Consider the following 26,253-nt stretch of genomic DNA (forward strand, 5'->3'; position numbering starts at 1 on the left):
GATTAAAACCTAATGTGTTTGGGGTAAGTTATAAAAATATAAAGGCGTTTCTTATCGCTAAATTGAAAGATCATTTCAATGCTGCATAATTTTATAACGAACAAACGTGAAAAAGTATTTATACAACGTAATAAAGTCATTAGATAAGCTAGAAAGTAATATTGCTTTTTACCCTTCAATCATTAGTCTTTTTGGGATACTTTTTGCGTTCTTCATGATTTATTTAGAGAGCATAGGCATTTCTAAATACCTGGTTGAGCATGCACCAATTTTAGTCGTTAATAATGCCGAAACAGCAAGAAGCTTACTAACCACATTTGTTGCCGGATTAATTTCTATAATGGTGTTTAGTTTTTCATTGGTGATGATTTTACTAAATCAAGCCTCTAGTAACTTTTCACCAAGATTACTTCCAGGATTGATATCCAATAGAAGACATCAAATTATTTTAGGGATTTATAATTCTACCTTGCTTTATTGCATTTTTACATTGGTTTCTATAACACCTCAAGGAGATAAGTACCAAATGCCAGGTTTTTCGGTATTATTAGGTATTGTTTTTATGACCTTAAGTTTAGGATCTTTCATTTATTTTATTCACTCAATTTCTCAGGAAATTCAAGTAAATACAATAATGGACAAAATCTTCAAAAAATCTAAAGTACGATTAGAGAAGCTGATTGAAGCCGAAAAACATATCGATATAGATTTTGAAGATACTTCAAATTGGAAAAGCGTAATGGCTAATTCTACAGGCTATATGCAAGATGTGAGTTTAAAGTCTTTAGCCGATTTGGCAGAAGAACAGCATTTGAAAATTGAGATTGTACCAATAAAAGGGGCTTATATTTTAAAAGGGATTCCGATTTTAAAATATAAAGGTGACAGCGATGAAGACCTAGAAAAAAAGCTAGCTGAAGCCATAACGTTTTCTAATAGCGAACTTATAGAGGATAACTACGTACTAGCGTTTAAACAGATAACCGAAATTGCGCTAAAAGCAATGTCGCCAGGGATTAATGATCCGGGAACCTGTATTAATTGTATCGATTATCTTACTGAATTATTCGCCTTACGGATGACTAAGAAGGATAAGAGTTATTATTTCAGTGAAGATGAAACTGCGCTTATATTTATTAATACGGTAAGTTTTGAGCAGTTACTTTATAATGTAATGGCATCGCTTAGAACCTACTGTAAGCATGATATTGTTATTGTACAGAAATTGTTTTTAATGCTGCAATATTTACTTCAAAATAGTAATGTATTAAACGAAAACTACAGCAAAGTTGTGGTTAAGGAAATAAAAAATCTTGAAAAGGACGCTTCAGATAATCATAAAAACGAAGCAGATATTATTGTTATACAATCTTGTGTTAAAAGGTTACAACAGGTTAATAGCTCAGAATATGAGATTTAAAAGTTAATTCAAATTAAAAGAATAGATATAGCCTCCTTCAGAATTTTTTCTTTCATCTGTAATAATAATGGTTGAGTCGGTTTTAAAACAAATACCTTCTTTTTGAGAATCATGATCAAATTTATGTTCAGTTATTGCTCCAGAGAAAATATCATCAGTCTCAAAATTTGTGATTTCCCATAATTTATCATGATTTAAGAGTATCACTGTTTTACCATTGTCGCTAATATCGGCTGAGGTTATTTTGTTGTTTTTACCACTAAGGTTATATTCAGTGTGTAATTCTGCAACATGCTTTCCGATGCTATTATTAACTTTTAAAACAATGAAATTTTTGTTCTCTTTACTAAAAATGTAAAAAGAGTTATTGTATATAAAAAAGGACTCAAAATCTTCAGGGTTTTTGTTTTTTGGGAGTGAGAACTCAATGATTTCAGCAGTAACTGAATTTAAATTTAAATCGTCGTAATTTACTTTATAGATTTTAAATGTTTCTCGCTTTTTTTTATTGTTTCCAAAATCGCCTATGTAGATGTTGCCTTGGCTATCACAAGTTAAATCTTCCCAATCTTTGTTTTTGGCATTAGTAATACGGATGTTTCTAACAATGTTTCCGTTTTTATCTAGTCCTATGAGATTATTGCTGTTTCCAGCATCTTGAATGACCCAAAGGATATCAGAATCTTTGCCTATTTCTGCAGCAGACACTTCCGTTAATTCGTTAACAATACGCGACTCAATTTTTAATTGTCCTATAGATTGACAAGAACTCACAATAAATATTAGAAATATTAGTCTTTTGATGTATATCATTGTAATTTTATACTTTGACTCAAAGTAGTATTAGTCATTAAAAAACACAAATAAAAACTCACAAAATCTTCTTAATAAAACGGTTTGAATACGCAAAAAGATATTATAATTATTGGTGGTGGAGCTGCAGGTTTTTTTGCAGCAATTAATATTGCAGAACAGCATCCGGAATTGTCTGTGGCCATCCTAGAACGTGGAAAAGAAGGTTTGCAGAAAGTGAAAATTTCTGGTGGTGGACGTTGCAATGTAACACATGCCGAATTTATACCGTCAGAATTGGTACTAAATTACCCACGAGGAGAAAAAGAACTTCTAGGGCCTTTTCATAGTTTTATGACTGGCGATACGATTGCTTGGTTTGAAGAGCGTGGTGTAGAATTAAAGATTGAGGATGACGGTCGGATGTTTCCGGTTTCAAATTCATCACAAACGATTATAGATTGTTTTTTAAATGAGGCTGAAAAGCATAATGTAGATGTGCTTTATAATCATTCCGTAAAAACAGTACAAGCATTAGAAAATGGTTTTACAATTGAAACCTCTCAAGGGGGTTTTCAATGTAAAAAATTATTAATTGCCACTGGAAGTAACCCAAAAGTATGGAAACTTCTCGAAGATTTAGGACATACCATTATCAACCCTGTACCATCACTTTTTACTTTTGATATTAAAGATAATCGCATCAAGGATATCCCTGGTGTGGTGGCTAAAAACGTAGAAATTAAAGTTGTCGGGACCGATTTAGAATCTCACGGACCTTTGCTAGTTACACATGTTGGAATGAGTGCGCCAGCCATATTAAAGCTCTCTGCTTTTGGCGCTGTAGAATTGGCGAAAATGAATTATAATTTTAAGATTGAAATTAATTTCATCCAATTAGATTTTGAATCTTGTTTAGAAGAACTTAAAAATTTCAAACAAGAATTCGCCAAAAAGACGGTTATTAAATTATCGCAATTCGATTTACCAAAACGCCTTTGGAAACAATTGGTTTTAGCTTCAGATATCAGTGAAACAACGCGATGGGCAGATCTTAATAAGCAGCAATTAGAGGCATTTGCAAATCAGTTAACTTCTGCTGTTTTTCAAGTTACAGGAAAAAGTACGTTTAAAGAGGAATTTGTAACGGCTGGAGGTATCGACTTAAAAGAAGTGAATTTTAAAACTTTTGAAAGCAAGCGTATTCCTAATCTATATTTTGCAGGTGAAGTTATAAACGTAGATGCCGTTACAGGTGGTTTTAACTTTCAGAATGCATGGACGAGTGCTTATATTGCTTCAGCATCAATAATTTTGCAGTAGTTGTCATTACTGCCACTGTAAGACGTGATAATGGCTTTAAAATCGTCGAAAATATAAGGTTTAGTAATAATTTGATCGATTCCTGATGCTTCTGCTCTTAAAGAAATTTCATTAGAATTTAACGCTGTAAGTGCTAAAATAGGGATTGTGGTATTGAACATTCTAATGTGCTTAGTCACGTCATAACCATCCATATCTGGCATGTTAATGTCCATTAAAACCAAATCAAAATCTTTTGCCTTCACTAGAGATATAGCTTCTTTGCCATTAGAGCTTGTTTGACAGCTATAACCTTCTATTTTTTCGATATTCTTTTGAGTAATCAATAAGTTTATCTTATTATCATCTACGACTAAAATGCGCATGTCTCTGTGTGGTTTAACAGATATGATTCCTTGGCTTTCTTCGTCTGTAGCAAGTGTAAAGGTAATTTCAAAGAAAAAACAGGTGCCTTCGTTTGGTGTTGAAACAAAATCGATATCTGAATCATGGCTTTTTAATAAGGTTTTTACGATGTATAATCCTAAACCAGAACCACTACTATTTTTATTTAAAAACGTCTTATTTTCAAAAGCACTAAACACAATAGACCTATGTTCTTCTTTAATTCCTATACCAGTATCTTTAACTTCAAAACGCAGTGTAATATCCTTAGTGTCTCGCTTTTTTTCAAAAACATTTATAGCAATGCTTCCAGTTTTTGTATATCGAATAGCATTGTAAGCCAAGTTTATTAATATTTGACTAAAGGCCACTTTATCAACTAAGATAAATTCTTGGTCATCAGATTTGTCAATATGTACTTTAAGTTCTAAGCCTTTGTTTTCTGCAGCTACAGCAACTGTACTCATAACATGATTAACAATCTTCGCCATCTTACCAGGTTTTAATCGAAGATTTTTCTTTTCAAATTTTAAACGATTTGCTTGAAGAATATTATCTATTAAGATAGATAGATAATTACTAGATGATATTAATGAATCTAAATACGATTGCTTTTTAGTGTCATCGCTCTCTTGGTCTATAAGTGTTGCTAAGCCGCTAATGCCATAAATTGGTGTACGTAATTCATGACTTAGTATTGAGAAGAACTCTAGTCGATCTTTATCAATTGCAAGAAGTTTAGAGTTAGAGGCTTTTAATGCATCATTGATCTTACAAATATTCTTTCTGGCTTTAAAATAAAAGTAAAAACTAGTTAGTATTATTGCTAAAGTAATACTCATAATTATTGTACTAGCTAAAAATATTTTAGAGGTAAGTGCGTCTTGTTTTCGGGTTTCGTTTACTAAAGCTAACTTTTGCTCTGCATCTATAATTTTATATACTAAGTCTCCATTTCTGCTGTTTTTGGCTTCAATATTTATAAGGGCTTCGTATTTATAATTATCAGATTTTAAAATGTATTTATTAGCAGAATCTAAATTTTTCTTAGCATTAGTATAATATAAATATTTATAATAATTGAAGGTTGCTATTTTTCTGTAAGAGTTAATATCTGTATTTAAAGATGCTTTTAACTCTTCGCCATTTATAGAAAATAAGAGGTGATAATTTTTAGGGTTTGAATCGTCTGTTTTAACTTGTGCAAGCGCATTATAATATCTAAAGGACTGTATTAAATTTTCTTTTAAGTTGTCAGTATGATATTCTTTAGAAATATTTAAGGTTGTAAAATCGGTATTGTCTAAGAGTGTTAAACCCATACTAGAAACCTCTAATAAGCTCTCATTATTAAAGCCGTAATAATCTCTTTTTACCTTATTTTCTAAATTTATAAAGTAAATTTCGCTATTTAAAGATTTTGAAAGTTGCTGTGCCTTTGGATAAATACTATCAAATTTTGCGTAATTTTTTTCCTGAGTGTATACGTTTATTAATCCAGATAGAGCAAGGTCTTGCCCTTTCTTATTGTTTAGCGAATCATAAATTTGTAATGCTTTTTCAAGATAGCTTTCAGCTTTCTTAAAATTAGACATTTTCGTCAAAACATTTCCTAAAGCATTATATGATTTGGCTTGTGTAGTCTTTAAATTGTATTTTTTTGAAAAACTTATCGCATCGTTAAGAAGAAGTGTAGCCTTGTAAAGACTATCGTTTTTTACTAATAAATCCAGTTTATAACTGTCAAAAGTACAAGCTGTAGTGTTATTGTTAGTTACAAGTTTTTCTTGGGCATCCATATGATGCCAGTTAAAAAATAAGACCGTAAATAATACAATTACAGCGTTTGATTTGGGGAAACACATGTAGTTAGGGGATTATTACGGCAAAACTAAACTTTTTATTAAACCAAACAACATTTAATCGGCTTTATTTGCGTTTTAAAGACTTCAAAATGACGTGTAAATACCTGTTTTTGTACGGTTAATTTGGGTTACTAGTCTCATATTTAGTTTTTTGTGTGGTATTTTTCATAGAAATGTGTTTTCTCTATATTTACATCAGAAAAATAAATTAGAATTATTAAATGCAAACCTATATCGCACTTTTAAGAGGAATAAATGTTGGTGGACACAAAAAAGTGCCAATGGCGGAGCTTAAAGAATTATTATCAAAATCGGGATTGAATAACGTAAAAACCTATATCCAAAGTGGAAATGTTATTTTTCAGTCTTCAAATGGGGATTCAAAAATTCATTATAGATCAATTTGGATTTGAAGTCCCTGTTTTGGTTAGAACTAAGGATGAGTTAACTACAATTTTTAATAACTGTCCTTTTACAGATGCTAAAAAATCAGAGAGTTATTTTGTGTTGTTAAGTGCTGTTCCAGGTGAGAATTTAGTTAGAGAGGCTTCTCAAAAAACATATCCAGATGATGCCTATGTGATTCTTAATGACTGTATTTATCTCTTCTGTTCTAAAGGTTATGGTCGCGCAAAATTTAATTTAAGTTATTTTGAAAAAAAGTTGAATAGCAATGCCACTGCCAGAAACTATAAAACAATGGTAAAACTACTGGCATTGTCAGAAGAATAAAGATAAGACCATTAGATATTTCTTATTTTTGTAACATATAATTGAACGCGCATTGTCAATTTAAGATTAATACATGACAGAACAAGACTTTATACCTAAAAGCTACAATTCCACACTAGAAAGTGGTTCCGTAAAATGGGCATCACCAAGTAATATTGCTTTGGTAAAATATTGGGGAAAAAAGAAAGATCAAATTCCAGAAAACCCATCGATTAGCTTTACGCTTTCAGATTGTAAAACCATAACTGAAATCACTTTTACTAAAAAAGAAAGTGCAGATTTTAGTTTCGATATTTATTTTGAAGGTGAAAAAAACGAAGCGTTTAAACCAAAGATTCAAACCTTTTTTGAGCGTATTGAAATTTATATGCCTTTTTTAAAGGACTATCACTTTAAAATTGAAACGTCAAACACCTTTCCTCATAGTTCTGGTATTGCATCTTCAGCATCAGGCATGAGTGCGATTGCTTTATGCTTAATGAGCATTGAACAGTCATTAAGTTTGGTTACTGAGCGTAGCCGAAGTGACATGGAAGAATCTCAATCTTATTTCAATCAAAAAGCATCATTTCTTGCGCGTTTAGGCTCAGGAAGTGCCTGCCGAAGTATCGAAGGAGAACTTGTGGTTTGGGGAAAAAATAAAAGTATTGTTGATAGTTCAGATTTATATGGAGTAAAATTTGAAGGAGAGGTGCATTCAAATTTTAAAAATTATCAAGATACTATTTTGTTAGTTGATAAAGGTGAAAAGCAGGTGAGTAGTACCGTTGGTCACCAACTAATGTATGGCCATCCATTTGCGAAAGAACGCTTTTCTCAAGCACATGATAATTTAGCAAAACTAAAAACAATTTTAGCTTCAGGTGATGTAAATGAATTTGTAAAAATTGTAGAGAGTGAAGCTTTAACGCTTCATGCTATGATGATGACGAGTATGCCGTATTTCATATTAATGAAGCCAAATACTTTAGAAATCATTAATAAAATATGGGCTTACAGACTAAAAACGGATTCAAAAGTATGTTTTACACTTGATGCAGGAGCCAATGTTCATGTTTTATATCCAGAAAATGAAAAAGAATCCATCCTAGAATTTATTAAGAATGAATTGGTTAGCTATTGTCAGAATGGACACTACATTTGTGACCAAATTGGACTTGGCGCCAACCAAATAGAATTTTAATACGTATATTTGTTAAAGAAATTGCTTTTAATATATGAAGGGACCACTATTTTATTCTAAAATACTTCTATTTGGAGAATACGGAATCATAAAAGATTCTAAAGGTTTATCTATTCCTTATAATTTTTATAATGGAGCACTAAAGACAGATGAAAATCCATCAAAAGAAGCTCAAAATTCTAACGAAAGCTTAAAGCGTTTTGCAACGTATTTAAAGGGTTTAGATAACGATTTAGTTATTTTTGATATCAACAGATTACAAAAAGATGTTGATGGTGGTATGTACTTTGACTCTTCTATTCCTCAAGGCTATGGAGTAGGAAGTAGTGGAGCATTAGTGGCTGCTATTTACGATAAATACGCCAGTGATAAAATTACTGTTTTAGAAAATTTAACGCGCGAAAAACTATTAATATTAAAAACGATTTTTGCTGAAATGGAATCTTTTTTCCATGGTAAATCTTCAGGTTTAGATCCTTTAAATAGTTATTTAAGTCTTCCTATTTTAATCAACTCTAAAGATAATATTGAAGCTACAGGTATTCCTTCTCAAAAAGCAGAAGGTAAAGGTGCTGTCTTTTTATTAGACAGTGGTATTGTTGGAGAAACGGCACCAATGGTGAGCATTTTTATGGAAAGTATGAAGAATGAAGGGTTTCGTAGCATGCTTAAAGACCAATTTATAAAACATACAGATGCTTGTGTAGATGATTTTTTAAAAGGAGACATGAAATCATTATTTAAAAATACAAAGCAATTATCTAAAGTAGTTTTAAATAACTTTAAACCGATGATACCTGCTCAATTTCACGAGCTTTGGAAAAAAGGATTGGACACTAACGATTATTACTTAAAACTTTGTGGTTCTGGCGGAGGAGGTTATATCCTAGGGTTTACTGAAAACATTGATATAGCAAGAGAGGCTCTTAAAGGTCAGAAGTTAGAGGTTGTTTATAACTTCTAAATCTTTGGTTTTGTAATACTGAGTTTAAACATACTGTTGTTTCATAATTTTACATATTCAAAATAATGTTATCAAGACGGCAGAAGCACATTCTAATAAAATCTTTCAGCCTATTTTCTGTAGTTAGAGGTTATAATATTCTAGTCGTTGTAATTGCACAATATTTAGCTTCAGTGTATATTTTTGCACACGATAAGCCTTTAAAATCAGTGCTTTTAGATCTTAATCTCTTAATGCTTGTTTTAGCATCTTCTGCAACAATAGCAGGTGGTTATATTATTAATAATTTTTACGATTCCGAAAAAGACTTAATCAACAAACCTAGAAAAACAATGTTAGATCGTTTAGTTAGTCAAAACACTAAACTATCATTTTACTTCGTTTTAAATTTCTTGGCTGTCGTATTCGCGAGTTATGTATCCTTTAAAGCCGTTATCTTTTTTTCAATTTATATTTTTGCGATATGGTTATATTCCCATCGCCTAAAAAAACAACCTATGGTTGGCAATATGGTGTCTGCGATATTAACTGTAACTCCGTTTTTCGTTATTTTTATTTATTATCAAAATTTTGAGCCTGTAATATTTGCTCATGGTTTGTTTCTGTTTTTGCTAATATCCATGCGAGAACTTACAAAGGATTTAGAGAATCTAAAAGGAGATTTAGCATTAAATTATAGAACAATCCCTGTTGTTTATGGAGAAAAGGTTTCTAAATTAATGCTAACTATAGTGGCTGTTTTAACTATTATTTCAGCAATTATTCTTATTCTGTTTTTTAAGATTGGCCACATGTATTACTTCTTCTATCTTAGTATTGTATTGTTATTCCTTTATCTCATTGTTTTGCTAAAATCCAATAAGAAAAATCATTATCTCATTCTTCATAACATCTTAAAATTTATTATTGTACTTGGCGTGTTTTCTATTCTTTTAATTGATGTTTCAGTCGTTTTAAACAGAATTTAGAAACGATTTTATTGGCTTTCAAAAATATTCTAATGCCTCGGTGTAAACATCTTAAATAATTAAGCACTAGATATAAACTATTGTTTATCTTTGCAAAAAATTGAAACATGAGCAGAAATCAAGATAGCAAAGGAAAAGGAAAGACTTCAGGAAGAGGAAATGCTAATAGCAAAACGACTAGTTCTGCTAGAGGGAACGCTCCTTTTAAAAAGAAATCACCAACAGTTAATAAGACATCTTCGTCTTCAAAATCATCAAATCCAGATGAGATTCGTCTAAATAAATACATTGCCAATAGTGGTATGTGTTCGCGTCGCGAAGCCGATGAGAATATTGCCATTGGTTTGGTTATGGTTAACGGCAAAGTTGTTACCGAAATGGGTTTCAAAGTCAAGCGTACAGACGATGTTCGTTTTGATGGGCAACGTGTTACACCAGAACCTCCTGTTTATATTTTATTAAACAAACCAAAAGGTTTTGCAACAACTACTGCAGAAGGTAAAGGAAGAACGGTTATGGATTTAGTAGCTAATGCGACTAGTTCTATTATTAAGCCTATAGGTCGTTTAGGTAGAAACTCTTTAGGTTTACTTTTATTTACTAATGATGATAAAGTCGTTCAGAAGTTTACAAACTCTAAAAGCGGAGTGCCAAGGTTATTTCAAGTTGAATTGGATAAGAATCTGAAATTTGAAGATTTAAAAAAGATTCAAGAAGGTTTTAAAGTTGAGGGTAAGCTAGTTTCTGTAGAAGAGATAAGCTACATTCAAGGTGAATCTAAAAGCCAAGTAGGTATTAAGATTAAAAACACAGGTAACACCATATTACGTACAATATTTGAAGAACTTAATTATGATATTGTAAGAATTGATTGTGTTGCGATTGGTCATTTAACAAAGAAAGACATTCCTCGTGGTCACTGGAAACACCTTACAGAACAAGAGGTGAATACCTTAAAAATGATATAGTTATTAGTCTGTAAGTCATATTTTTACATTTTTACATTACCGTTCATCGAATAAATGGTTCATTTTGTCGACTGATTGTAGGGTTTTTATATATTGCCGCCCCAATCAATTAAAAATAACCTACTTATGAAAAATGTTAGACTTATGTTTTTGCTTTTGCTTATAGTGAATTGTACAACGGATTCACCCGAAATACAAGAAAGGCAAGATGATTTAAATTATCAAGTTCTCAATTGTATCGATGATTTACCACAACTTAAAATTACAAACAATGGTACGGACAGTTTTGATTTTGCCATTTACGGACAAGATTATAGCCAACTGCATTCCCAGATATTATCCACGTCGGAAAATACTGGTTGGCTCGAATTGTCTAATTACGAAGTTGTTGTTGTAGCAACAAATGACGTTGTTTACGGACAAAAATTGGAATTAACCCTTGTGCCTTGTGATACAATGGAAATAGAGATTGATGTAAACAATGGACTCACACTTTCAGGTATCTAAAAAACTACGCTGTATAAATGAATTCACTTGTTTCTTATCAAAAAGAGAAGCATCGTTAATATTCATTTATATGATAAACTTAAGAATCTGCATTAGGATTCTAGTTTAGACATTCTATTTCTTAGGAATTTAGCACCCAAATGATCTTTGGGTGCTTTTTTTGTGATTTATTTCTATTTATTTAAATTCATTTCATACAACATTAAAAACTGAAAATTCACAGTTACTTTTGAAATGTTTTAGTCTTGATGCTGTGTGTAAAATAGGATACTATAAACCATTAAAAACACTAAAAGAAAGCCTGTTTTAAAATTAAAATATCCACTTGTATTCTGTATCTTCATTTTATATTTATGGGAATTAGTTCGGTCAGCATAAAATGGGGTTTTATGCCCTAATTTCTTAACTTAAATAAGTGCTTTTCTATGCTGTTTACAACTTTTAACTTATGTTAATCATTTTAAGACAAGCGATTTAAGAAATAGTTTAAAAAATAAAAAAAAGATTAACGTATTAAAAAATAATATACATTTGTAATGAAATTGGTGTCGATCTAACAAGATTATAAAGCCAATTTTAGCTGAACAATTGAAACATGTTTTTATGTTCGCGTTCTTGAAAATTAGGAAGTCATATTCAAGAGCAGCTTATAGATTAAGTAACCGAATTTTAGAGCTAACTTCCGCATCTGCGATTGCTGCTAGTCAGCATATTTATGGTTTTGTACCTACTACACAAAGCCAGATTCAGGTATGATATAACGTAACCTTAACACTTTTTACGCTTATATTTTTTAATTTACACTTGAATATTTACAATACGACATGAATAATAAATATATTGATCTCATCGATCAATCCTTTCACTTTCCACAAGACGAATTTAAACTTGAGGACAAAGAGCTACATTTCCATGATATAGACCTAATGAAATTGGTTGAAGAACATGGAGTACCTTTAAAGTTTACGTATTTACCACAAATATCTAATAACATACAACGTGCAAAGACGTGGTTTGCTGATGCCTTTAAAAAGCATGATTATAAAGGCAAGTACCACTATTGCTATTGTACTAAAAGTTCACACTTTAAACATGTTTTAGATGAAGCCTTAACTAATGATATTCATATTGAAACCTCTTCGGCTTTTGACATCGATATCGTAAGAGCACTTAAAAAAGAAGGCAAGATTACAGATAAAACGTTTGTATTAAGTAACGGTTTTAAACGTGAACAATACGTTACTAATATCGCCGACCTTATTAATAGTGGTCATAAGAATTGTATTCCTATTATAGATAATTATGAGGAAATCGATTTGTTATCTGAAGAAATAGATGGAAAATTCCAAGTTGGAATCAGAATCGCTTCAGAAGAAGAGCCTAAGTTTGAGTTTTATACCTCACGTTTAGGAATTGGCTATAAAAACATTGTACCTTTTTATAAGAATCAAATTCAAGATAATAAAAAAGTAGAGTTAAAAATGCTTCATTTCTTTATTAATACTGGGATTAGAGATAATGCCTATTATTGGAATGAATTACACAAATGTTTAAAGGTTTATACCGCTTTAAAGAGAATTTGTCCAACTTTAGATAGTTTAAATATCGGAGGAGGCTTTCCTATTAAAAATTCATTGGCTTTCGATTTTGATTATGCGTATATGGTTGATGAAATCGTTAATCAGATCAAGTTAGTTTGTGAGGAAGAAGAGGTAGATACACCAAATATTTTTACAGAATTTGGAAGTTTTACGGTTGGAGAAAGTGGTGGAGCACTTTACAAAATTTTATACCAAAAGCAACAAAATGATCGTGAAAAATGGAATATGATTAATTCATCTTTCATTACAACATTACCAGATACGTGGGCCATTAATAAACGTTTTATAATGCTACCGCTTAACCGTTGGCACGATAGTTATGAACGTGTACTTTTAGGAGGTTTAACTTGCGATAGTGACGATTATTACAACAGTGAGCAGCATACTAATGCTATTTATTTGCCTAAATACAATAAAGACAAACCATTATATATTGGCTTTTTTAATACAGGAGCTTACCAAGAAACGATAGGAGGTTTTGGTGGTTTGCAGCATTGTTTAATTCCAACTCCAAAACATATTTTGATTCAACGCGATGCGGATGGAAACTTAAAGACAAGAGTATTCGCAGAGCAACAAAAAAGCGAAAATCTGTTAGGTATTTTGGGATATGAGCCAGAAACTAAAGTTGAAGCAGCTAAGGCTAATTCGATTTCAAAATCAAAAATTTAAATTTCTAATTACTTAGAATAACTTAATAATGAAAACAAAAACTTACGCTGGTATTCCAGAAGAATTAGCAAAATTAGAAACTGCTAAAATTGTATTAATTCCTGTACCTTATGATGGTACAAGTACATGGCAAAAAGGAGCTGATAAAGGTCCTGATGCGTTTTTAGATGCTTCAGAAAATATGGAGCTCTATGATATTGAAACCGGTTCTGAAGTGTATCAACAAGGTGTGTTTTTAGCTGATGCTGTTACTGAAAATTCGTCGCCAGAGGCGATGGTAGAAGCCGTGCATCAAGCCACGAAAAATACATTAAAAAGAACAAATTTGTGACTGTTTTTGGTGGTGAACATTCGGTGTCTATCGGAACCATTAGAGCTTTCAATGAAATGTTCGACGATATTACAGTTTTACATATCGATGCGCATGCGGATTTACGCGAAAGTTACGAAGGTTCTGCATGTAATCATGCGTGTGCCGTTTATGAAGCGAGTCAAACGACGAACTTAATTCAGGTTGGTATTCGCTCAATGGATATTATTGAGAAAACTGTAATGGATGAGGAGAAAACATATTTCGCTCACGAAATGGCTGTTGATGATAGCTGGATGGATTCTGCAATCGATCAAATGACAGATAATGTATTTATCACATTTGATTTAGATGCTTTTGATCCCTCAATTATGCCAAGCACAGGAACACCAGAACCGGGAGGTTTATTATATTATGAAACACTCGAATTCTTAAAGCAAGTATTCGAAGAAAAGAATGTCGTTGGATTTGACATCGTAGAATTATGCCCAAATAAAACGAAAAATCTTCAGATTTCTTAGCGGCCAAATTGTACTATAAAATGTTGAGCTACAAATTTAGAGACCAAAATATTGAAGATGGTTTCGAAAGTAACTTCAACGATTCAACAAACTCAGGAAATAAAAAATCTAAATTTGATACAGAAGATGACTACTAATAAAGGAGAAATTTCAAAATTTATAGAAAAGTATTATTTACACTTTAATGCAGCAGCTTTAGTTGATGCAGCAAAGGGTTACGAAGATCAGTTAAATTCTGGCGCAAAGATGTTGGTGTCTTTAGCTGGTGCTATGAGTACTGCAGAATTAGGTAAGATTTTTGCCGAAATGATTCGTCAAGATAAGGTGCAAATTGTGTCTTGTACAGGAGCGAATTTAGAAGAAGATATCATGAATTTAGTGGCGCATAGCCATTATAAACGTGTACCAAACTACAGAGATTTAACACCTCAAGATGAATGGGATTTATTGGAAAAAGGACTAAATCGCGTCACTGACACTTGTATTCCTGAAGAGGAAGCATTTAGACGTATTCAAGAACATATTGTTAAGATTTGGAAAGATGCTGAAGCTAAAGGTGAACGTTACCTTCCGCATGAATATATGTACAAATTGTTATTATCTGGTGTTTTAGAAGAGCATTACGAAATAGATCTTAAGGATTCTTGGATGTATGCAGCAGCTGAAAAAAATCTACCAATTATTTGCCCAGGTTGGGAAGATAGTACTATGGGTAATATTTTTGCAAGCTACGTGCTTAAAGGTGAATTGAAAGCTAGTACCATGAAATCTGGTATTGAATACATGACATTTTTAGCAGATTGGTATACAAATAATTCGCAAAATGGCATCGGTTTCTTCCAAATTGGTGGAGGTATTGCTGGTGATTTTCCTATTTGTGTAGTACCAATGTTATATCAAGATATGGAACGTCCGGAAACACCTTTCTGGAGCTATTTCTGTCAAATTAGCGATAGTACAACCAGTTACGGGTCGTACTCTGGAGCTGTGCCAAATGAGAAAATTACTTGGGGTAAGTTAGATATTAATACACCAAAATTTATCATTGAGAGTGATGCTACTATTGTTGCACCTTTAATTTTTGCTTATCTTTTAGATATGTAATGGAAGAGCATAGAATTGATAATATAGAATTAAGTTTTTAACGGTTGGTGATTTTGAAGAATTGAAATCAGCAACCTTAGAAGCGTATGGTGGTGTTCTGAATTCGTATTGGAAAAAGGACCATATTGCACGTTTGACCTCTATTTTTTCTGAAGGTCAAGTAGTCATTCGCATCGACGGTCAATTGGCAGGTTGTGCTTTGTCTTTAATTGTGGATTACGATAAAATTGACGATAACCATACTTACGCGGACATTATAGAAGGGGATAAATTCAAAAATCACGATCCAGATGGAGATGTGCTTTATGGAATTGATGTTTTTATAAAACCAGAATTTAGAGGCTTACGTTTAGGCCGTCGTTTATATGATTACCGTAAGGAATTATGTGAAAATCTAAATCTAAAAGGGATTGTATTTGGTGGTAGAATGCCAAATTACTACAAATATAAAGATCAATATTCACCAAAAGAATACATTCAGAAAGTTAAACATAAGGAAATTCATGATCCGGTTTTAAACTTTCAGACGTCTAATGATTTCCATCCCATTCGGATTATAAAAGGGTATTTAGAAGGAGATACAGCTTCTAGTGAGTATGCGGTGCTAATGGAATGGGATAATATTTATTATACTAAACCCAACAAAAAAGCGAGTAGCGTAAAGACAGTAGTGCGTTTGGGTTTAATTCAGTGGCAAATGCGTCCGTATAATGGTTTAGACGATTTAATGCAACAAGTAGAATACTTTGTAGATAGTGTTTCTGCTTATCGTTCGGATTTTGCGGTGTTTCCTGAGTTTTTCAATGCACCATTGATGGCCAAGTATAATCATATGCACGAGCCACAAGCGATTAGAGAACTAGCAAGTTATACGCAGACTATTGTAGAGAGAATGCAGCAGTTATCAATTTCTTACAATATCAATATCATTACAGGCAGTATGCCAGAGGTTGTTAATGATGTGCTTTATAATGTGGGTTATTTATGTCGTAGAGATGGAAGTTTAGAGCGTTATGAGAAAATTCATGTCACTCCAGATGAAGCTAAAGTTTGGGGAATGCAAAGAGGTAATCAGTTAAAAACCTTTGAAACCGATGCCGGAAAAATTGGTGTTTTAATTTGCTATGATTCTGAATTTCCTGAATTATCAAGATTATTAGCAGATGAAGGTATGGATATTTTATTCGTTCCGTTTTTAACAGATACCCAAAATGGTTATTCTAGAGTACGTTTGTGTGCGCAAGCAAGAGCTATAGAAAACGAATGTTATGTTGCTATTGCCGGTAGTGTTGGTAACTTGCCAAATGTAAATAATATGGATATTCAGTATGCGCAATCGGCTGTGTTTACGCCTTGTGACTTTTCATTCCCTAGTAATGGTATAAAAGCAGAAACGACACCAAACACAGAAATGATATTAGTTGCTGATGTAGATTTGGGATTATTAAGAGAATTACATTCCTTTGGAGCGGTGAAAAATTTAAAAGATCGTAGAAAAGATTTTTATGATGTTATTCGAGTAAACAAATAAGTATTATATTTAAAAAAAAATTAGCCTCAGAAATAGTATTACAAATGAAATAGCCGCTGCTAAAAGTTTATCACGGAGAATTAATTTTGAAATAACTATAACATCTGACATATAGAAAAAATAGAATTTACCTAATGAAACCAAAAGACGCACATTTAAAACGAGTTATAGTTGATTTTAAAAAATTGACACCAGAAATTTTATCTCTTCTGGTTGAAAAATATCCTGATGGATATGACGACGATAATGTTATCTCGTTTAAAAATGCAAAAAACGAAACAGTCGAAGCCGTAGAGGTCACTACAGAAGATACCAAGTATTTGGTAAAAGTGAGTACGAAGTTAGAGCAAACCATGGAAAATTACGACGAAGACGATTATGAAGACTTCGAAGATGACGATCCAGATGCTGTTGTAGATCCAGATTTAGAGCCTGGAGCAGAGGACGAAGATTTCGATTAAAGTTTAGTTTAGTTGAAACTAATTTTGTAATTTACTATAAGATTTCAACTTAACTTTTTGGTCTACTAAAAGTTAAGTTGAACTTTAAATTAAAATTGTATAAATTTTAAATGGTTGAATTATGGAATCATCATTTCACATGTCATTACCATGTTTAAGTGTAGAAGACACAAAAAACTTTTATACTAACAATATTGGCGCTTCTATAGGAAGAACTAGTGAGAACTGGTTGGATATAAATTTATTTAATCATCAGCTCACTTTTATTCAAGCCGAAAAATTCAATTTCAATAGTCCAAATTATGTGTTTGAAGGTAAGTTATTACCCTCATTTCATTTTGGTGTTATTATTGATGTTGAAAAATGGGGAGAACTCTATGCTAAACTGAATCATTTGAATTTAAAAGTGGTCACTCAAACTACGTTTTTAAAAGATAAGGAGGGTGAACATTTATCATTCTTCATCAAAGATTCAAATGATTACATGTTAGAATTTAAGAGTTTTAAAGACTCCAAAGACATATTTAAAATATAATTGCTACTATTTATTTAGTACGATACAGAAAAATAAACGTCACTTATATCCACGTAATTATAACCAAGAGGTTGTAATCTAAAAGCATTTGGGCTTGAGGTGGCAAATTCCCAAAACCACAATCTATATTTAAAACATGCTGATAACAATTCAGCATAAAAATTAAACGCAATGAATACAAAAAAAATTACAGTATTTGTGCTTCTGGTAATGGTGTTAAGCGCAAATGCATTTTCAATATCACATGAAAATATTCAGGAAAAGATAAAAGTAACAACTACTGGTACTTTTGATGGTTATGATCCCGATGATGGGTATGCTTTTTTAATTAATGAGGATGCAGACGATGAGGATAGTGAAGAAACAGTATATTTTTCTGAAATTACAGCAGAAGCTCTTAAGGCTATAAATCTTAAATCAAAGGATATGGTTGGTAAGCGTTTTGAAATCACTTACGAAATTACTGAGTTTGAAGAAGTAGATGAAAATGGATACACAGAAGTCTATGAAACTTATAAAATAGTTCAAATAAAGAAGTTGTAGTTACAACTTAATTCATAAAATTAGACTGCTAGGAAACTAGCGGTCTTTTTTTTATAAAAATCTCCCAGGTGAAAAAGGATAAAACAATTGCATATTCTAAAGCAATTATCCAAAGGTTTTCGGAATAGGTACTATTAGAATATGCTAAATAACTTAATGCAATCACTAAGGACCAAACCAGTGGAAACTTGTAATTTGTAAACACACTAAGTATAACTAATGTGGCAATATACCATGGATGCACCGTTGTGCTTAAAAATAAATAGAACGTTAGCGCTAACAACATTGACGCTGCTAATCTAGGTAAGCTATTGTTTTGTTTTAGGAATGAAAACCCGAGAATTATAGCTACGGAAATGATAGGTAGAACTTTACCTATTATAGCAATTTCATTATAACCGGTTAGTGCATATCCAATAGCTCTTGCGACATAATATATGCTGGCATTAAATTCAAAATTACCAAACCATAGTCCAACTGTTTTAGAGTAGTTTGTTACAAATTCCATGGAAAAGAATGGTAAGAACAATAATAATGTGGTTGCAATAACAATGGAGTAAAACGCAATTAATTTTAAGAGACCTAATCTCTCAGTTTGACCATTCAACTTATTGGAGTTGAACCATCCAAAAAATAAAGGTAACAACATTAGTGGGATTAATTTTACAGAAATAGAACAGGCCAACACTACAGCAGCCCATTTCCATTTACGAGCGTGTAATAAGTACAATGCCCATATTATGAAGAATATCATGACACCTTCAAAATGTAGATTGCCTGTAAGCTCAATTATAATAAACGGATTTAAAATATACCAATAAATTCTATTTGACGGTAGTTTTAAGCGTTCTAGAAGTTTCTTCCCAAAGTATAGTGTTCCAATGTCTGCGGCTATAATAACTAGCCTTAAACCAATTACAGAGCTTAAAATACTTTGACCAGGAAATAGATTAGCAATAACAAAACACAATTGATTTAAAGGAGGGTAATTAGAAAAATGAGAGGAGCTTAAGCTTCCCATGCCATTGTACAATTCCTGAGCCTGATCTACGGGGAATTTTCCACTATTAATAAAAGAATCTGGAGTGTAGAGATAAGGGTTAAAGCCTTCAAGAATTAAGCGGCCATCCCAAATAAAGCGATAGAAATCTTGAGATAAATTCGGAATTGAAAAAAGGAGTAATACCCTAAAAGCAATAGAAAAGATAACTAATAGTCTAAAGCCTGTGCTGAGCGAAGTCGAAGTATTAAACCCGGAAGTCTTAATGATTTTATAAGCAAATACAAATAATGCGATATATAAAAGCAGTAGTTGAGTCGTTTCAATGCGTGTTATATGGTAAGCAAACCATAAATAAACAATACAACTAGCAATGAAAAATAGAAATGGAATTTTGTGATATTTCCAAAGCGCAATCACGCCTTAGAGCTAAGTGATTTAAAAAACACATATCCAAAGCCAATAAATAGCATTAAATGAAAAGGAAATAATCCAAAATCACCACCTTGGTCTCCAACAACAAAAGCGCTATACATACCAAAAGCAAAATAAAGCATTAATATACCTTCAATAATAACATGAGGAGATACTTTTTTTATGATGTATTTATTGCCTTTCCATGAATCTCTAATGGTACTAATATTGAACTTTGGAGTCCGTACAAACTCACTTCGTTTTCCAATGTGCCCTTCAATTACAGCAATAGAATTATGAAGCGAAAAGCCCATAGCTATTGAAAAAAGGTAAAAAACATACCTACATAATTAAAGAATTTTTTGAAGCCACTACCATAAATACTACGGTACATAAACCAGTAACATACAAAGAAAATAATGGTACTCATTACAAAGAAACTCATCACATAAAAGTAGTTTCTTAAATGTTCATATTCGTTCTTTATATACAACATCGGAATACTCAAAATAGCAACCGTAAATATACTTAAGAACATTGTACTGTTTAATAAATGAAGTAAACCATGAACTTTAGTTTTTGTCGAAATATTATCAGATTTTAAAACGCGCCAAAGCATTTTTCTAAAGTTTTCTGCACCACCTTTATTCCAACGGAATTGTTGAGAACGTGCTGCGCTAATCACCACAGGTAATTCTGCTGGAGTTTCAACATCTTCAAGATATTTAAATTCCCAGTTTCTTAATTGTGCTCTATAACTTAAATCTAAATCTTCGGTAAGTGTATCTCCTTCCCAATTACCAGCATCAATAATGCAAGTTTTTCTCCAAACGCCAGCTGTACCATTAAAATTAATAAAGTGCCCTTTACTATTTCGTCCGACTTGCTCTAAAGTAAAATGTGCATCTAAAGCAAACGCTTGAATTTTAGTTAGTAAAGAATAATCGCGATTAATATGACCCCAACGTGTCTGAACAACTCCTATTTTTTCATTTTTAAAATAAGGGATGGTACGTTTTAGCCAGTTAGGTTGCGGTAGAAAATCGGCATCAAAAATGGCAATATATTCACCTTTTGCAATTTTTAAGCCTTCTTTAAGCGCACCAGCCTTAAAACCACTTCGGTCTGTCCTTGTAATATGTGTGATGTCTAAACCTGTTTTAGCCAATTGTTCTACATGTGCTTTTGTTGTTGCAACTGTTTCATCTGTAGAATCATCTAAAACCTGAATTTCTAATTTGTCTTTAGGATATTCTAAAAGCGCAATATTGTTTAACAGGCGCTCCATTACATACATCTCGTTAAATACAGGAAGTTGAATGGTAACTACAGGAATTTCTTCAGAATTTGAAAAATCAAAGGTTTCACAATCTTCCCTCTTCTTTTTTGAAGATAAATAATTGTAAAGTAGATTGAGTTGCGCCAAAGCATACATGAATATTAGTACAATGGCAATGGTGTAAATGACAATAATAATCGATTCGAGAATCATTTTTTAAAACTATATTTAAAAATCCAACCTAGGATTTTTATGCCTGCAAAGATAGCACCTTTTATCGTACCTGAAACTTTTGAGACACCTATTCTGTTTCTATAATTAACAGGAATTTCCCTATAGCTTAATTTTTGCTTTAATACTTTGAGCTGCATTTCTACCGTCCAACCATAGGTTTTGTCTTCCATGTTTAAACCTAAAAGCGTATTGTATTTAATAGCTCTAAACGGACCTAAGTCTGTAAAAGTTGAACGGAAAAACAGTGACATAAGGCTCGTTGCTAGCCAGTTACCGAAAATTTGAGGCGAGGTCATAGAGCCTTCTTCTCGTAAGTCTTTGTCGCGAGCACCAATGACAAAATCAACATTATCTTCTAAAATAGGTTGAACGATTTTTGTTAATTCTTCAGGATAATCACTATAATCTCCATCTAAGAAAACAATTATATCTGGTTTTATTTTAAGTTTAGAAACATAATCCATGCCTTTTAAGCAGGCATAACCATAGCCTTTTCTGTTTTCAATTAAAACCGTTGCACCAGCATTTTTGGCATTAATTTCTGTGTTATCCGTTGAGTTATTACTCACCACAATAATTTCACTGACAATTGAAGGTATGTCTCTAACCACAAGAGGAATAGACTCTTCTTCGTTATAAGCAGGAATAATAACTATTATATTGGGCATTGAGTTGGTTTGAAGGTGCAAAAGTAAGAATTAAATCGCGCACAGCCGCAAAACTGTAGAGCTGCAGTGATACAATACAATTCTTTTAATATTTTTTATGACAAAAACGATTCGAAATTTTTAATAAAATTTAATGTTTATCTTTTTATCCGAGTTTCTCTATGTAAACTCCATGAATCTTTAAATATTTTTACAATAATTAGAATCCATGGAGTAGGTAAAACTATATCAACTTTTACTTATTTTTTTATTGAGACTGCAACTGAGAACTATTTCTGATTTACTAAATCCATTAAATCAACATCGTTTCCTAAAAGGATTTCTGTTGGATTGATACGTCCTTTCATAGTGTCATTTTCTAATTTTAATACACCTCTTGGGCAAACTGCAGAACAAATACCACAACCGACACAGCTAGAACGCACAATGTTTTCACCTTTTTGAGCATAGTGTCTTACATCGATACCCATTTCGCAACTGTTAGAACAGTTACCACAAGAAATACATTGACCACCATTAGTAGTAATTCTAAATTTTGAAAACATACGTTGTTGGAATCCAAGAATCGCTGCCATTGGACAACCAAAACGACACCAAGAACGATTTCCTAAAATGGGATAAAATCCAGTTCCAATCACTCCAGAAAAAATAGAACCTATGTAAATACCATAAGCAGATCTTAAGGCTCCGGCTTTAATATAAAACAGATGATCGGTTGTGCCTGTATAATGCATAATCAGTAAAAGAGCAATCACAATGAAAAATCCTATAGCTCCGTATTTTGCATCTTTTCCTAATTCATGTCTTTTAAATAACATTACTGCCGCGAAAACTAGAGTTAAAAAACCAATGACTAAGCTTATAAAAACACCTCTAGTTAGCCAAAAATCATTTTTATCGTAACCTAAGTAAGAATAAACCATCGCAGCTGTCATTACAATAGAAAACACTAAAACGGTATGGATTAACCAACGTTCTAATTTCCAAGCCGACATCTTTTTAGAGGATAATTGTCTAAAGGAATCACCTGCAGTTTCTGCTAGTCCGCCACAACCACATACCCAAGAGCAATACCAACGTTTGCCGTATTTATAGGTTAAAATAGGTGTAAACACAAATATGGATAGGACACCAAATATGAGTAAGGCGATACCAATATTTCCATTAGATAAAAAGCCGTTTACAGACCATTCGTCAAAAATGTAATAATTAAGGGGCCATATACTTTTAAGATCGTAGTATGGTAAATCGTTATTCATAACGTACATAAATTCAGGAATCAAGAAGGCAAAACCTAACTGAAAAAACATGACTGAAACGGTACGCAATTGTTGGTAACGATTATGTCTGTATTTTAATATAAATTTATATCCAAAGGCTAAAATAGCAACGGTATAAAGAGTTCCGTACACAAACCATTGGCTCGCGTTTCTGCCACTTAATAGGTGACTTAATGGGTCGAATAAACTAATTAAACCTGTGTTTTCAGCACCATCAACACCTAAACCTAAATATTTAGGAAAGAAGTAAAGGACGATATAGAATGTGGTTAAAATAACACCAACAATCCAACCCCAAACTCCACGCGAGGAAATAGATTTAAACCAAACTCCATCATTTTTTATACCTTCTAATTTAGATAAATAGGCCTCTCTAGAATAGACAACGATACCACCAATTATTAAACCTAATGAAAGCGTTAAAAACACGGCTTTGTTTGGGAAATTAGTATTAAAAAGTGCTAAGGCTAAAATAAATAACCCAATGACTCCTGCAGAAAGTGCTACTTTTTGTTTGTTTGAAATATCTAAAGCATCTGGTTTTGCCAAAGACATACTATGATTTAATTTATTGCTCATTTTTATGCAGTTTGTAATTGGTTAGTGTATGCTTGTAAAATTTCATTTTCAAATCTTGAATAAAATTCAGGCTCAAAATTGGCTTCAGAGAGGTTCTTCATTACGTAATCAACATCCCGTTTTTCGGTAAGCCATTTGTCAAAAACTTCATGGCGCATTCTAATACCGAATGTGTTAATACCTAAAAATTGATTGGTGTTTTTATCGTAAGCGACAGTTATACATTTCGTATCGTCTTCATGTTTCCAATGAAAATGTTGTTCGTAATCCGGACGTCCATTTTTTCCAAACACCCAACCATAGGTTTGATATTCGATATCTAAAAATTTAGCCGAATTAAACCAATGACCTGGTTTATACTCCATTTTATTACCACAAATGGTTTGCGCTAAAACTTCACCCATCATACGACCAGTGTACCAAACGGCCTCAATTGGTCTTCTGTTTCCAATAGCTTCATGTTGTTCAGCACAATCACCAATGGCATATACATCTGGTATGTTGGTTTCTAAAAATCGATTCACTTTAACACCACGACCAATTTCAATACCAGAATCTTTTATAAAATCTATATTTGGTGTGACTCCAGCAGTTAAACCAACAACGTTACACTCTAATTCTTCACCTGTTTCTTCAATAATTACGGATTTTACATTACCATTTTCGTCTGAGTTAATGGCTTTTAGATTTGTAGAAAGTCGTAAATCGATATGATGATTCTTAATGTGTCTGTTAATCATTTCACTTTCACCTTGAGGCAAAACACCATTCCAAAAGCTGTCTTCTCTAACAAGGAATGTTACTGGTATACTTCGGCTATTCAACATTTCAGCCAATTCAATACCTATTAATCCACCACCAACAATCACGGCACGTTTACATACATCCTTATTGGGTGCATGTGTTTCAAGCGTTTCCAAATCTTGTTTGTGATACATGCCCATTACACCGTTTAAATCTTGTCCTGGCCAACCAAATTTATTGGGTTTACTTCCTGTTGCAATAATTAATTTATCGTATTGAAGCGTATCACCTTCGGCAAAATGAAGTGTTTTAGTTTCTGTTTCAACCTGTTTTACATAGCCTTTTTTGAGTTCAATTCTGTTTTTTTTCCAGAACCAATTTTCGTAAGGTTGTGTATGTTCAAATTTCATATGTCCCATGTAAACGTACATTAATGCGGTACGAGAGAAGAAATAATCGGCTTCGACTGAGACGATAGTTATTTTTTTGTCGGATAACTTTCTGATGTGTCTCGCAAGCGTAACTCCAGAAATGCCGTTGCCAATAATAACGATGTGTTCCATATAATTAGGTTGTTGATATGGACTATAGGTCGAAGCTTTTGTTAAAACCTTAATCTATTAGTCGAATTTCTTTAAATTTAGGCATAATTTTACAGTATGCGATATATTTTTTATTTCCTTTTAAGCGTCATTTTTATTAGTTGTGCTGCGATTCCACATCAACCTTCTAAGATTAATGGTGTTAGTTTTGTCGCTTCTAGAGGAGTCGTGGATTCGACACATGTTAAACCCATACTGAACATTAATGCGAATGCTGCTGCTGTAATGCCTTTTGGTTTTATTGCGGATCTTAATCACCCTGAAATAATTCATAATACCGAACGTCAGTGGTTTGGTGAAACACGATCTGGTGCCGGACAGTATATTGAGGCACTTCACAAGGAAGGTATTAATGTGATGGTGAAGCCGCAATTATGGATTTCTCATGGTGAATTTACAGGGTTTTTAAAAGCGTCTTCGGAGGCCGATTGGCTATTGTTAGAAACGTCGTATACCGACTTTGTTATGGAATATGCTGAATTGGCTGAGGAATTAAATGTGGAAGTATTTTGTATAGGAACCGAGCTTGAAGAATTTATAAAAAATAGACCAGAGTATTGGCATCAATTAATAAAGGAAATCAGAACGGTCTATACCGGGAATCTAACCTATGCTGCGAATTGGGATGAATTTTGGACGACACCTTTTTGGTCGGAATTAGATTATGTTGGTATTGATGCTTATTTTCCAGTGAGTGAAATGCAAACACCAACGATTGAAGATTGTATAAAAGGTTGGGAAAAACATAAACCGGGTTTAAAGCGTTTTTCTGAAAAATTAGATCGACCGATTCTGTTTACGGAGTTTGGCTATAGAAGCGTCGATTATTCAGGAAAAGAACCTTGGCGCTACGATCGTTCTATGACTTCTGTAAATCTCGTAGCACAAAACAATGCTACGGAAGCTTTATTTGAAGCCGTATGGCAAGAAGATTGGTTTGCTGGTGGTTACTTATGGAAATGGTTTATAGATCATCATAAAGTTGGTGGTTTAGAAGACAATCAATTTACTCCACAGAATAAGCCCGTGGAGCAAATTATAAAGGCACACTACTATAAAAAATAGTGGC

General features: G+C 32.6%; 19 protein-coding genes and 4 pseudogenes. 16 read left to right on the forward strand and 7 right to left on the reverse strand.

The features are described from left to right. Positions 1-106: 106 nt before the first annotated feature. Positions 107-1,420, forward strand: a complete 1,314-nt coding sequence (locus ADIWIN_RS05655) for a DUF2254 domain-containing protein (RefSeq protein WP_040756626.1) — start codon at positions 107-109, stop codon at positions 1,418-1,420. Between the two features lie 3 nt (positions 1,421-1,423). Here ADIWIN_RS05655 and ADIWIN_RS05660 read toward each other — a convergent pair whose 3' ends face one another. Next, positions 1,424-2,233 carry an SdiA-regulated domain-containing protein gene (locus ADIWIN_RS05660; protein WP_020895925.1) on the reverse strand — a complete coding sequence of 270 codons (810 nt, stop codon included), beginning with the start codon at positions 2,231-2,233 and terminating at the stop codon, positions 1,424-1,426. A gap of 84 nt (positions 2,234-2,317) precedes the next feature. Between ADIWIN_RS05660 and ADIWIN_RS05665 the strand changes: the two genes are divergently transcribed. Continuing rightward, entirely contained in the window at positions 2,318-3,535 is a 1,218-nt protein-coding gene (locus tag ADIWIN_RS05665; RefSeq protein WP_020895926.1) for a BaiN/RdsA family NAD(P)/FAD-dependent oxidoreductase, read from the forward strand. Here the strand turns inward: ADIWIN_RS05665 and ADIWIN_RS05670 are convergent. After that, positions 3,502-5,718 (reverse strand): response regulator, encoded by a 2,217-nt coding sequence (locus tag ADIWIN_RS05670; protein ID WP_020895927.1) that lies wholly within the window; start codon positions 5,716-5,718, stop codon positions 3,502-3,504. The genes ADIWIN_RS05665 and ADIWIN_RS05670 overlap by 34 nt on opposite strands. A 347-nt stretch (positions 5,719-6,065) precedes the next feature. Between ADIWIN_RS05670 and ADIWIN_RS05675 the strand changes: the two are divergent. The 13 genes and pseudogenes from ADIWIN_RS05675 (at position 6,066) to ADIWIN_RS05735 (ending at position 18,384) form a co-directional block, all read left to right on the forward strand. Then, positions 6,066-6,516, forward strand: a pseudogene (locus tag ADIWIN_RS05675) (DUF1697 domain-containing protein). Between the two features lie 73 nt (positions 6,517-6,589). Beyond that, positions 6,590-7,699, forward strand: coding sequence for a diphosphomevalonate decarboxylase (locus tag ADIWIN_RS05680; RefSeq protein ID WP_020895930.1), 1,110 nt, complete (start codon positions 6,590-6,592; stop codon positions 7,697-7,699). 34 nt (positions 7,700-7,733) lie between these two features. After that, complete coding sequence (locus tag ADIWIN_RS05685) at positions 7,734-8,663, forward strand: mevalonate kinase family protein (protein ID WP_020895931.1); 930 nt, start codon at positions 7,734-7,736, stop codon at positions 8,661-8,663. A gap of 65 nt (positions 8,664-8,728) precedes the next feature. Beyond that, positions 8,729-9,631 (forward strand): geranylgeranylglycerol-phosphate geranylgeranyltransferase, encoded by a 903-nt coding sequence (locus ADIWIN_RS05690; protein ID WP_020895932.1) that lies wholly within the window; start codon positions 8,729-8,731, stop codon positions 9,629-9,631. Between the two features lie 107 nt (positions 9,632-9,738). After that, positions 9,739-10,599 carry a pseudouridine synthase gene (locus ADIWIN_RS05695; protein WP_020895933.1) on the forward strand — a complete coding sequence of 287 codons (861 nt, stop codon included), beginning with the start codon at positions 9,739-9,741 and terminating at the stop codon, positions 10,597-10,599. Between the two features lie 126 nt (positions 10,600-10,725). Then, positions 10,726-11,106 carry a hypothetical protein gene (locus tag ADIWIN_RS05700; protein WP_152487222.1) on the forward strand — a complete coding sequence of 127 codons (381 nt, stop codon included), beginning with the start codon at positions 10,726-10,728 and terminating at the stop codon, positions 11,104-11,106. Between the two features lie 824 nt (positions 11,107-11,930). Then, a complete protein-coding gene (locus ADIWIN_RS05705) occupies positions 11,931-13,379 on the forward strand; it encodes an arginine decarboxylase (protein WP_040756628.1) in 1,449 nt (482 codons plus the stop codon). A gap of 28 nt (positions 13,380-13,407) precedes the next feature. After that, positions 13,408-14,347 (forward strand): annotated as a pseudogene (gene speB, locus ADIWIN_RS05710) (agmatinase). Further along, entirely contained in the window at positions 14,337-15,314 is a 978-nt protein-coding gene (locus ADIWIN_RS05715; RefSeq protein WP_020895940.1) for a deoxyhypusine synthase family protein, read from the forward strand. The pseudogene speB and the gene ADIWIN_RS05715 overlap by 11 nt, the downstream one beginning before the upstream one ends. After that, a pseudogene (locus ADIWIN_RS05720) lies at positions 15,314-16,845 on the forward strand (carbon-nitrogen hydrolase family protein). Before ADIWIN_RS05715 ends, ADIWIN_RS05720 begins: the two are co-directional and overlap by 1 nt. 134 nt (positions 16,846-16,979) lie before the next feature. Further along, complete coding sequence (locus ADIWIN_RS05725; RefSeq protein ID WP_020895942.1) at positions 16,980-17,306, forward strand: hypothetical protein; 327 nt, start codon at positions 16,980-16,982, stop codon at positions 17,304-17,306. Between the two features lie 121 nt (positions 17,307-17,427). After that, positions 17,428-17,841, forward strand: a complete 414-nt coding sequence (locus ADIWIN_RS05730) for a VOC family protein (protein ID WP_020895943.1) — start codon at positions 17,428-17,430, stop codon at positions 17,839-17,841. A 171-nt stretch (positions 17,842-18,012) separates the two neighbouring features. Continuing rightward, positions 18,013-18,384: a hypothetical protein gene (locus tag ADIWIN_RS05735; protein ID WP_020895945.1), complete on the forward strand. Its 372-nt coding sequence runs from the start codon at positions 18,013-18,015 to the stop codon at positions 18,382-18,384. A 28-nt stretch (positions 18,385-18,412) separates the two neighbouring features. Here the strand turns inward: ADIWIN_RS05735 and ADIWIN_RS05740 are convergent, their stop codons facing one another. The 5 genes and pseudogenes from ADIWIN_RS05740 to ADIWIN_RS05760 all read right to left on the reverse strand — a co-directional run bounded on the left by ADIWIN_RS05740 (position 18,413) and on the right by ADIWIN_RS05760 (position 25,145). After that, positions 18,413-19,804, reverse strand: a complete 1,392-nt coding sequence (locus ADIWIN_RS05740; protein WP_020895946.1) for an MptA/MptB family glycosyltransferase — start codon at positions 19,802-19,804, stop codon at positions 18,413-18,415. Beyond that, positions 19,801-21,290: pseudogene (locus tag ADIWIN_RS05745) on the reverse strand (cellulose synthase family protein). Before ADIWIN_RS05745 ends, ADIWIN_RS05740 begins: the two are co-directional and overlap by 4 nt. Beyond that, on the reverse strand, positions 21,287-21,979 hold the full coding sequence (locus tag ADIWIN_RS05750) for a glycosyltransferase family 2 protein (RefSeq protein WP_020895949.1): 693 nt from the start codon (positions 21,977-21,979) through the stop codon (positions 21,287-21,289). The pseudogene ADIWIN_RS05745 and the gene ADIWIN_RS05750 overlap by 4 nt, the downstream one beginning before the upstream one ends. A 269-nt stretch (positions 21,980-22,248) precedes the next feature. Then, entirely contained in the window at positions 22,249-23,838 is a 1,590-nt protein-coding gene (locus tag ADIWIN_RS05755) for a 4Fe-4S binding protein (protein ID WP_040756630.1), read from the reverse strand. 2 nt (positions 23,839-23,840) lie between these two features. Further along, complete coding sequence (locus ADIWIN_RS05760; protein ID WP_020895951.1) at positions 23,841-25,145, reverse strand: NAD(P)/FAD-dependent oxidoreductase; 1,305 nt, start codon at positions 25,143-25,145, stop codon at positions 23,841-23,843. A 96-nt stretch (positions 25,146-25,241) separates the two neighbouring features. Here ADIWIN_RS05760 and ADIWIN_RS05765 point away from each other — a divergent pair, with 96 nt between their 5' ends. Further along, positions 25,242-26,249, forward strand: coding sequence for a glycoside hydrolase family 113 (locus tag ADIWIN_RS05765; protein WP_020895952.1), 1,008 nt, complete (start codon positions 25,242-25,244; stop codon positions 26,247-26,249). The last annotated feature ends 4 nt before the right edge of the window (positions 26,250-26,253 follow it).

Origin of the sequence: Winogradskyella psychrotolerans RS-3 (genome assembly GCF_000427335.1) — a bacterium.
GTDB classification, from domain to species: Bacteria; Bacteroidota; Bacteroidia; order Flavobacteriales; family Flavobacteriaceae; genus Winogradskyella; species Winogradskyella psychrotolerans.

What these genes read in the sequence shown, in the direction of transcription:
- ADIWIN_RS05660 (WP_020895925.1), bottom strand. Translation starts at nt 2,233, where the DNA reads ATGATATACATCAAAAGACTAATATTTCTAATATTTATTGTGAGTTCT.
- ADIWIN_RS05670 (WP_020895927.1), bottom strand. Translation starts at nt 5,718, where the DNA reads ATGGATGCCCAAGAAAAACTTGTAACTAACAATAACACTACAGCTTGT.
- ADIWIN_RS05680 (WP_020895930.1), top strand. Translation starts at nt 6,590, where the DNA reads ATGACAGAACAAGACTTTATACCTAAAAGCTACAATTCCACACTAGAA.
- ADIWIN_RS05685 (WP_020895931.1), top strand. Translation starts at nt 7,734, where the DNA reads ATGAAGGGACCACTATTTTATTCTAAAATACTTCTATTTGGAGAATAC.
- ADIWIN_RS05690 (WP_020895932.1), top strand. Translation starts at nt 8,729, where the DNA reads ATGTTATCAAGACGGCAGAAGCACATTCTAATAAAATCTTTCAGCCTA.
- ADIWIN_RS05695 (WP_020895933.1), top strand. Translation starts at nt 9,739, where the DNA reads ATGAGCAGAAATCAAGATAGCAAAGGAAAAGGAAAGACTTCAGGAAGA.
- ADIWIN_RS05700 (WP_152487222.1), top strand. Translation starts at nt 10,726, where the DNA reads ATGAAAAATGTTAGACTTATGTTTTTGCTTTTGCTTATAGTGAATTGT.
- ADIWIN_RS05705 (WP_040756628.1), top strand. Translation starts at nt 11,931, where the DNA reads ATGAATAATAAATATATTGATCTCATCGATCAATCCTTTCACTTTCCA.
- ADIWIN_RS05715 (WP_020895940.1), top strand. Translation starts at nt 14,337, where the DNA reads ATGACTACTAATAAAGGAGAAATTTCAAAATTTATAGAAAAGTATTAT.
- ADIWIN_RS05725 (WP_020895942.1), top strand. Translation starts at nt 16,980, where the DNA reads ATGAAACCAAAAGACGCACATTTAAAACGAGTTATAGTTGATTTTAAA.
- ADIWIN_RS05730 (WP_020895943.1), top strand. Translation starts at nt 17,428, where the DNA reads ATGGAATCATCATTTCACATGTCATTACCATGTTTAAGTGTAGAAGAC.
- ADIWIN_RS05735 (WP_020895945.1), top strand. Translation starts at nt 18,013, where the DNA reads ATGAATACAAAAAAAATTACAGTATTTGTGCTTCTGGTAATGGTGTTA.
- ADIWIN_RS05750 (WP_020895949.1), bottom strand. Translation starts at nt 21,979, where the DNA reads ATGCCCAATATAATAGTTATTATTCCTGCTTATAACGAAGAAGAGTCT.
- ADIWIN_RS05755 (WP_040756630.1), bottom strand. Translation starts at nt 23,838, where the DNA reads ATGAGCAATAAATTAAATCATAGTATGTCTTTGGCAAAACCAGATGCT.
- ADIWIN_RS05760 (WP_020895951.1), bottom strand. Translation starts at nt 25,145, where the DNA reads ATGGAACACATCGTTATTATTGGCAACGGCATTTCTGGAGTTACGCTT.
- ADIWIN_RS05765 (WP_020895952.1), top strand. Translation starts at nt 25,242, where the DNA reads ATGCGATATATTTTTTATTTCCTTTTAAGCGTCATTTTTATTAGTTGT.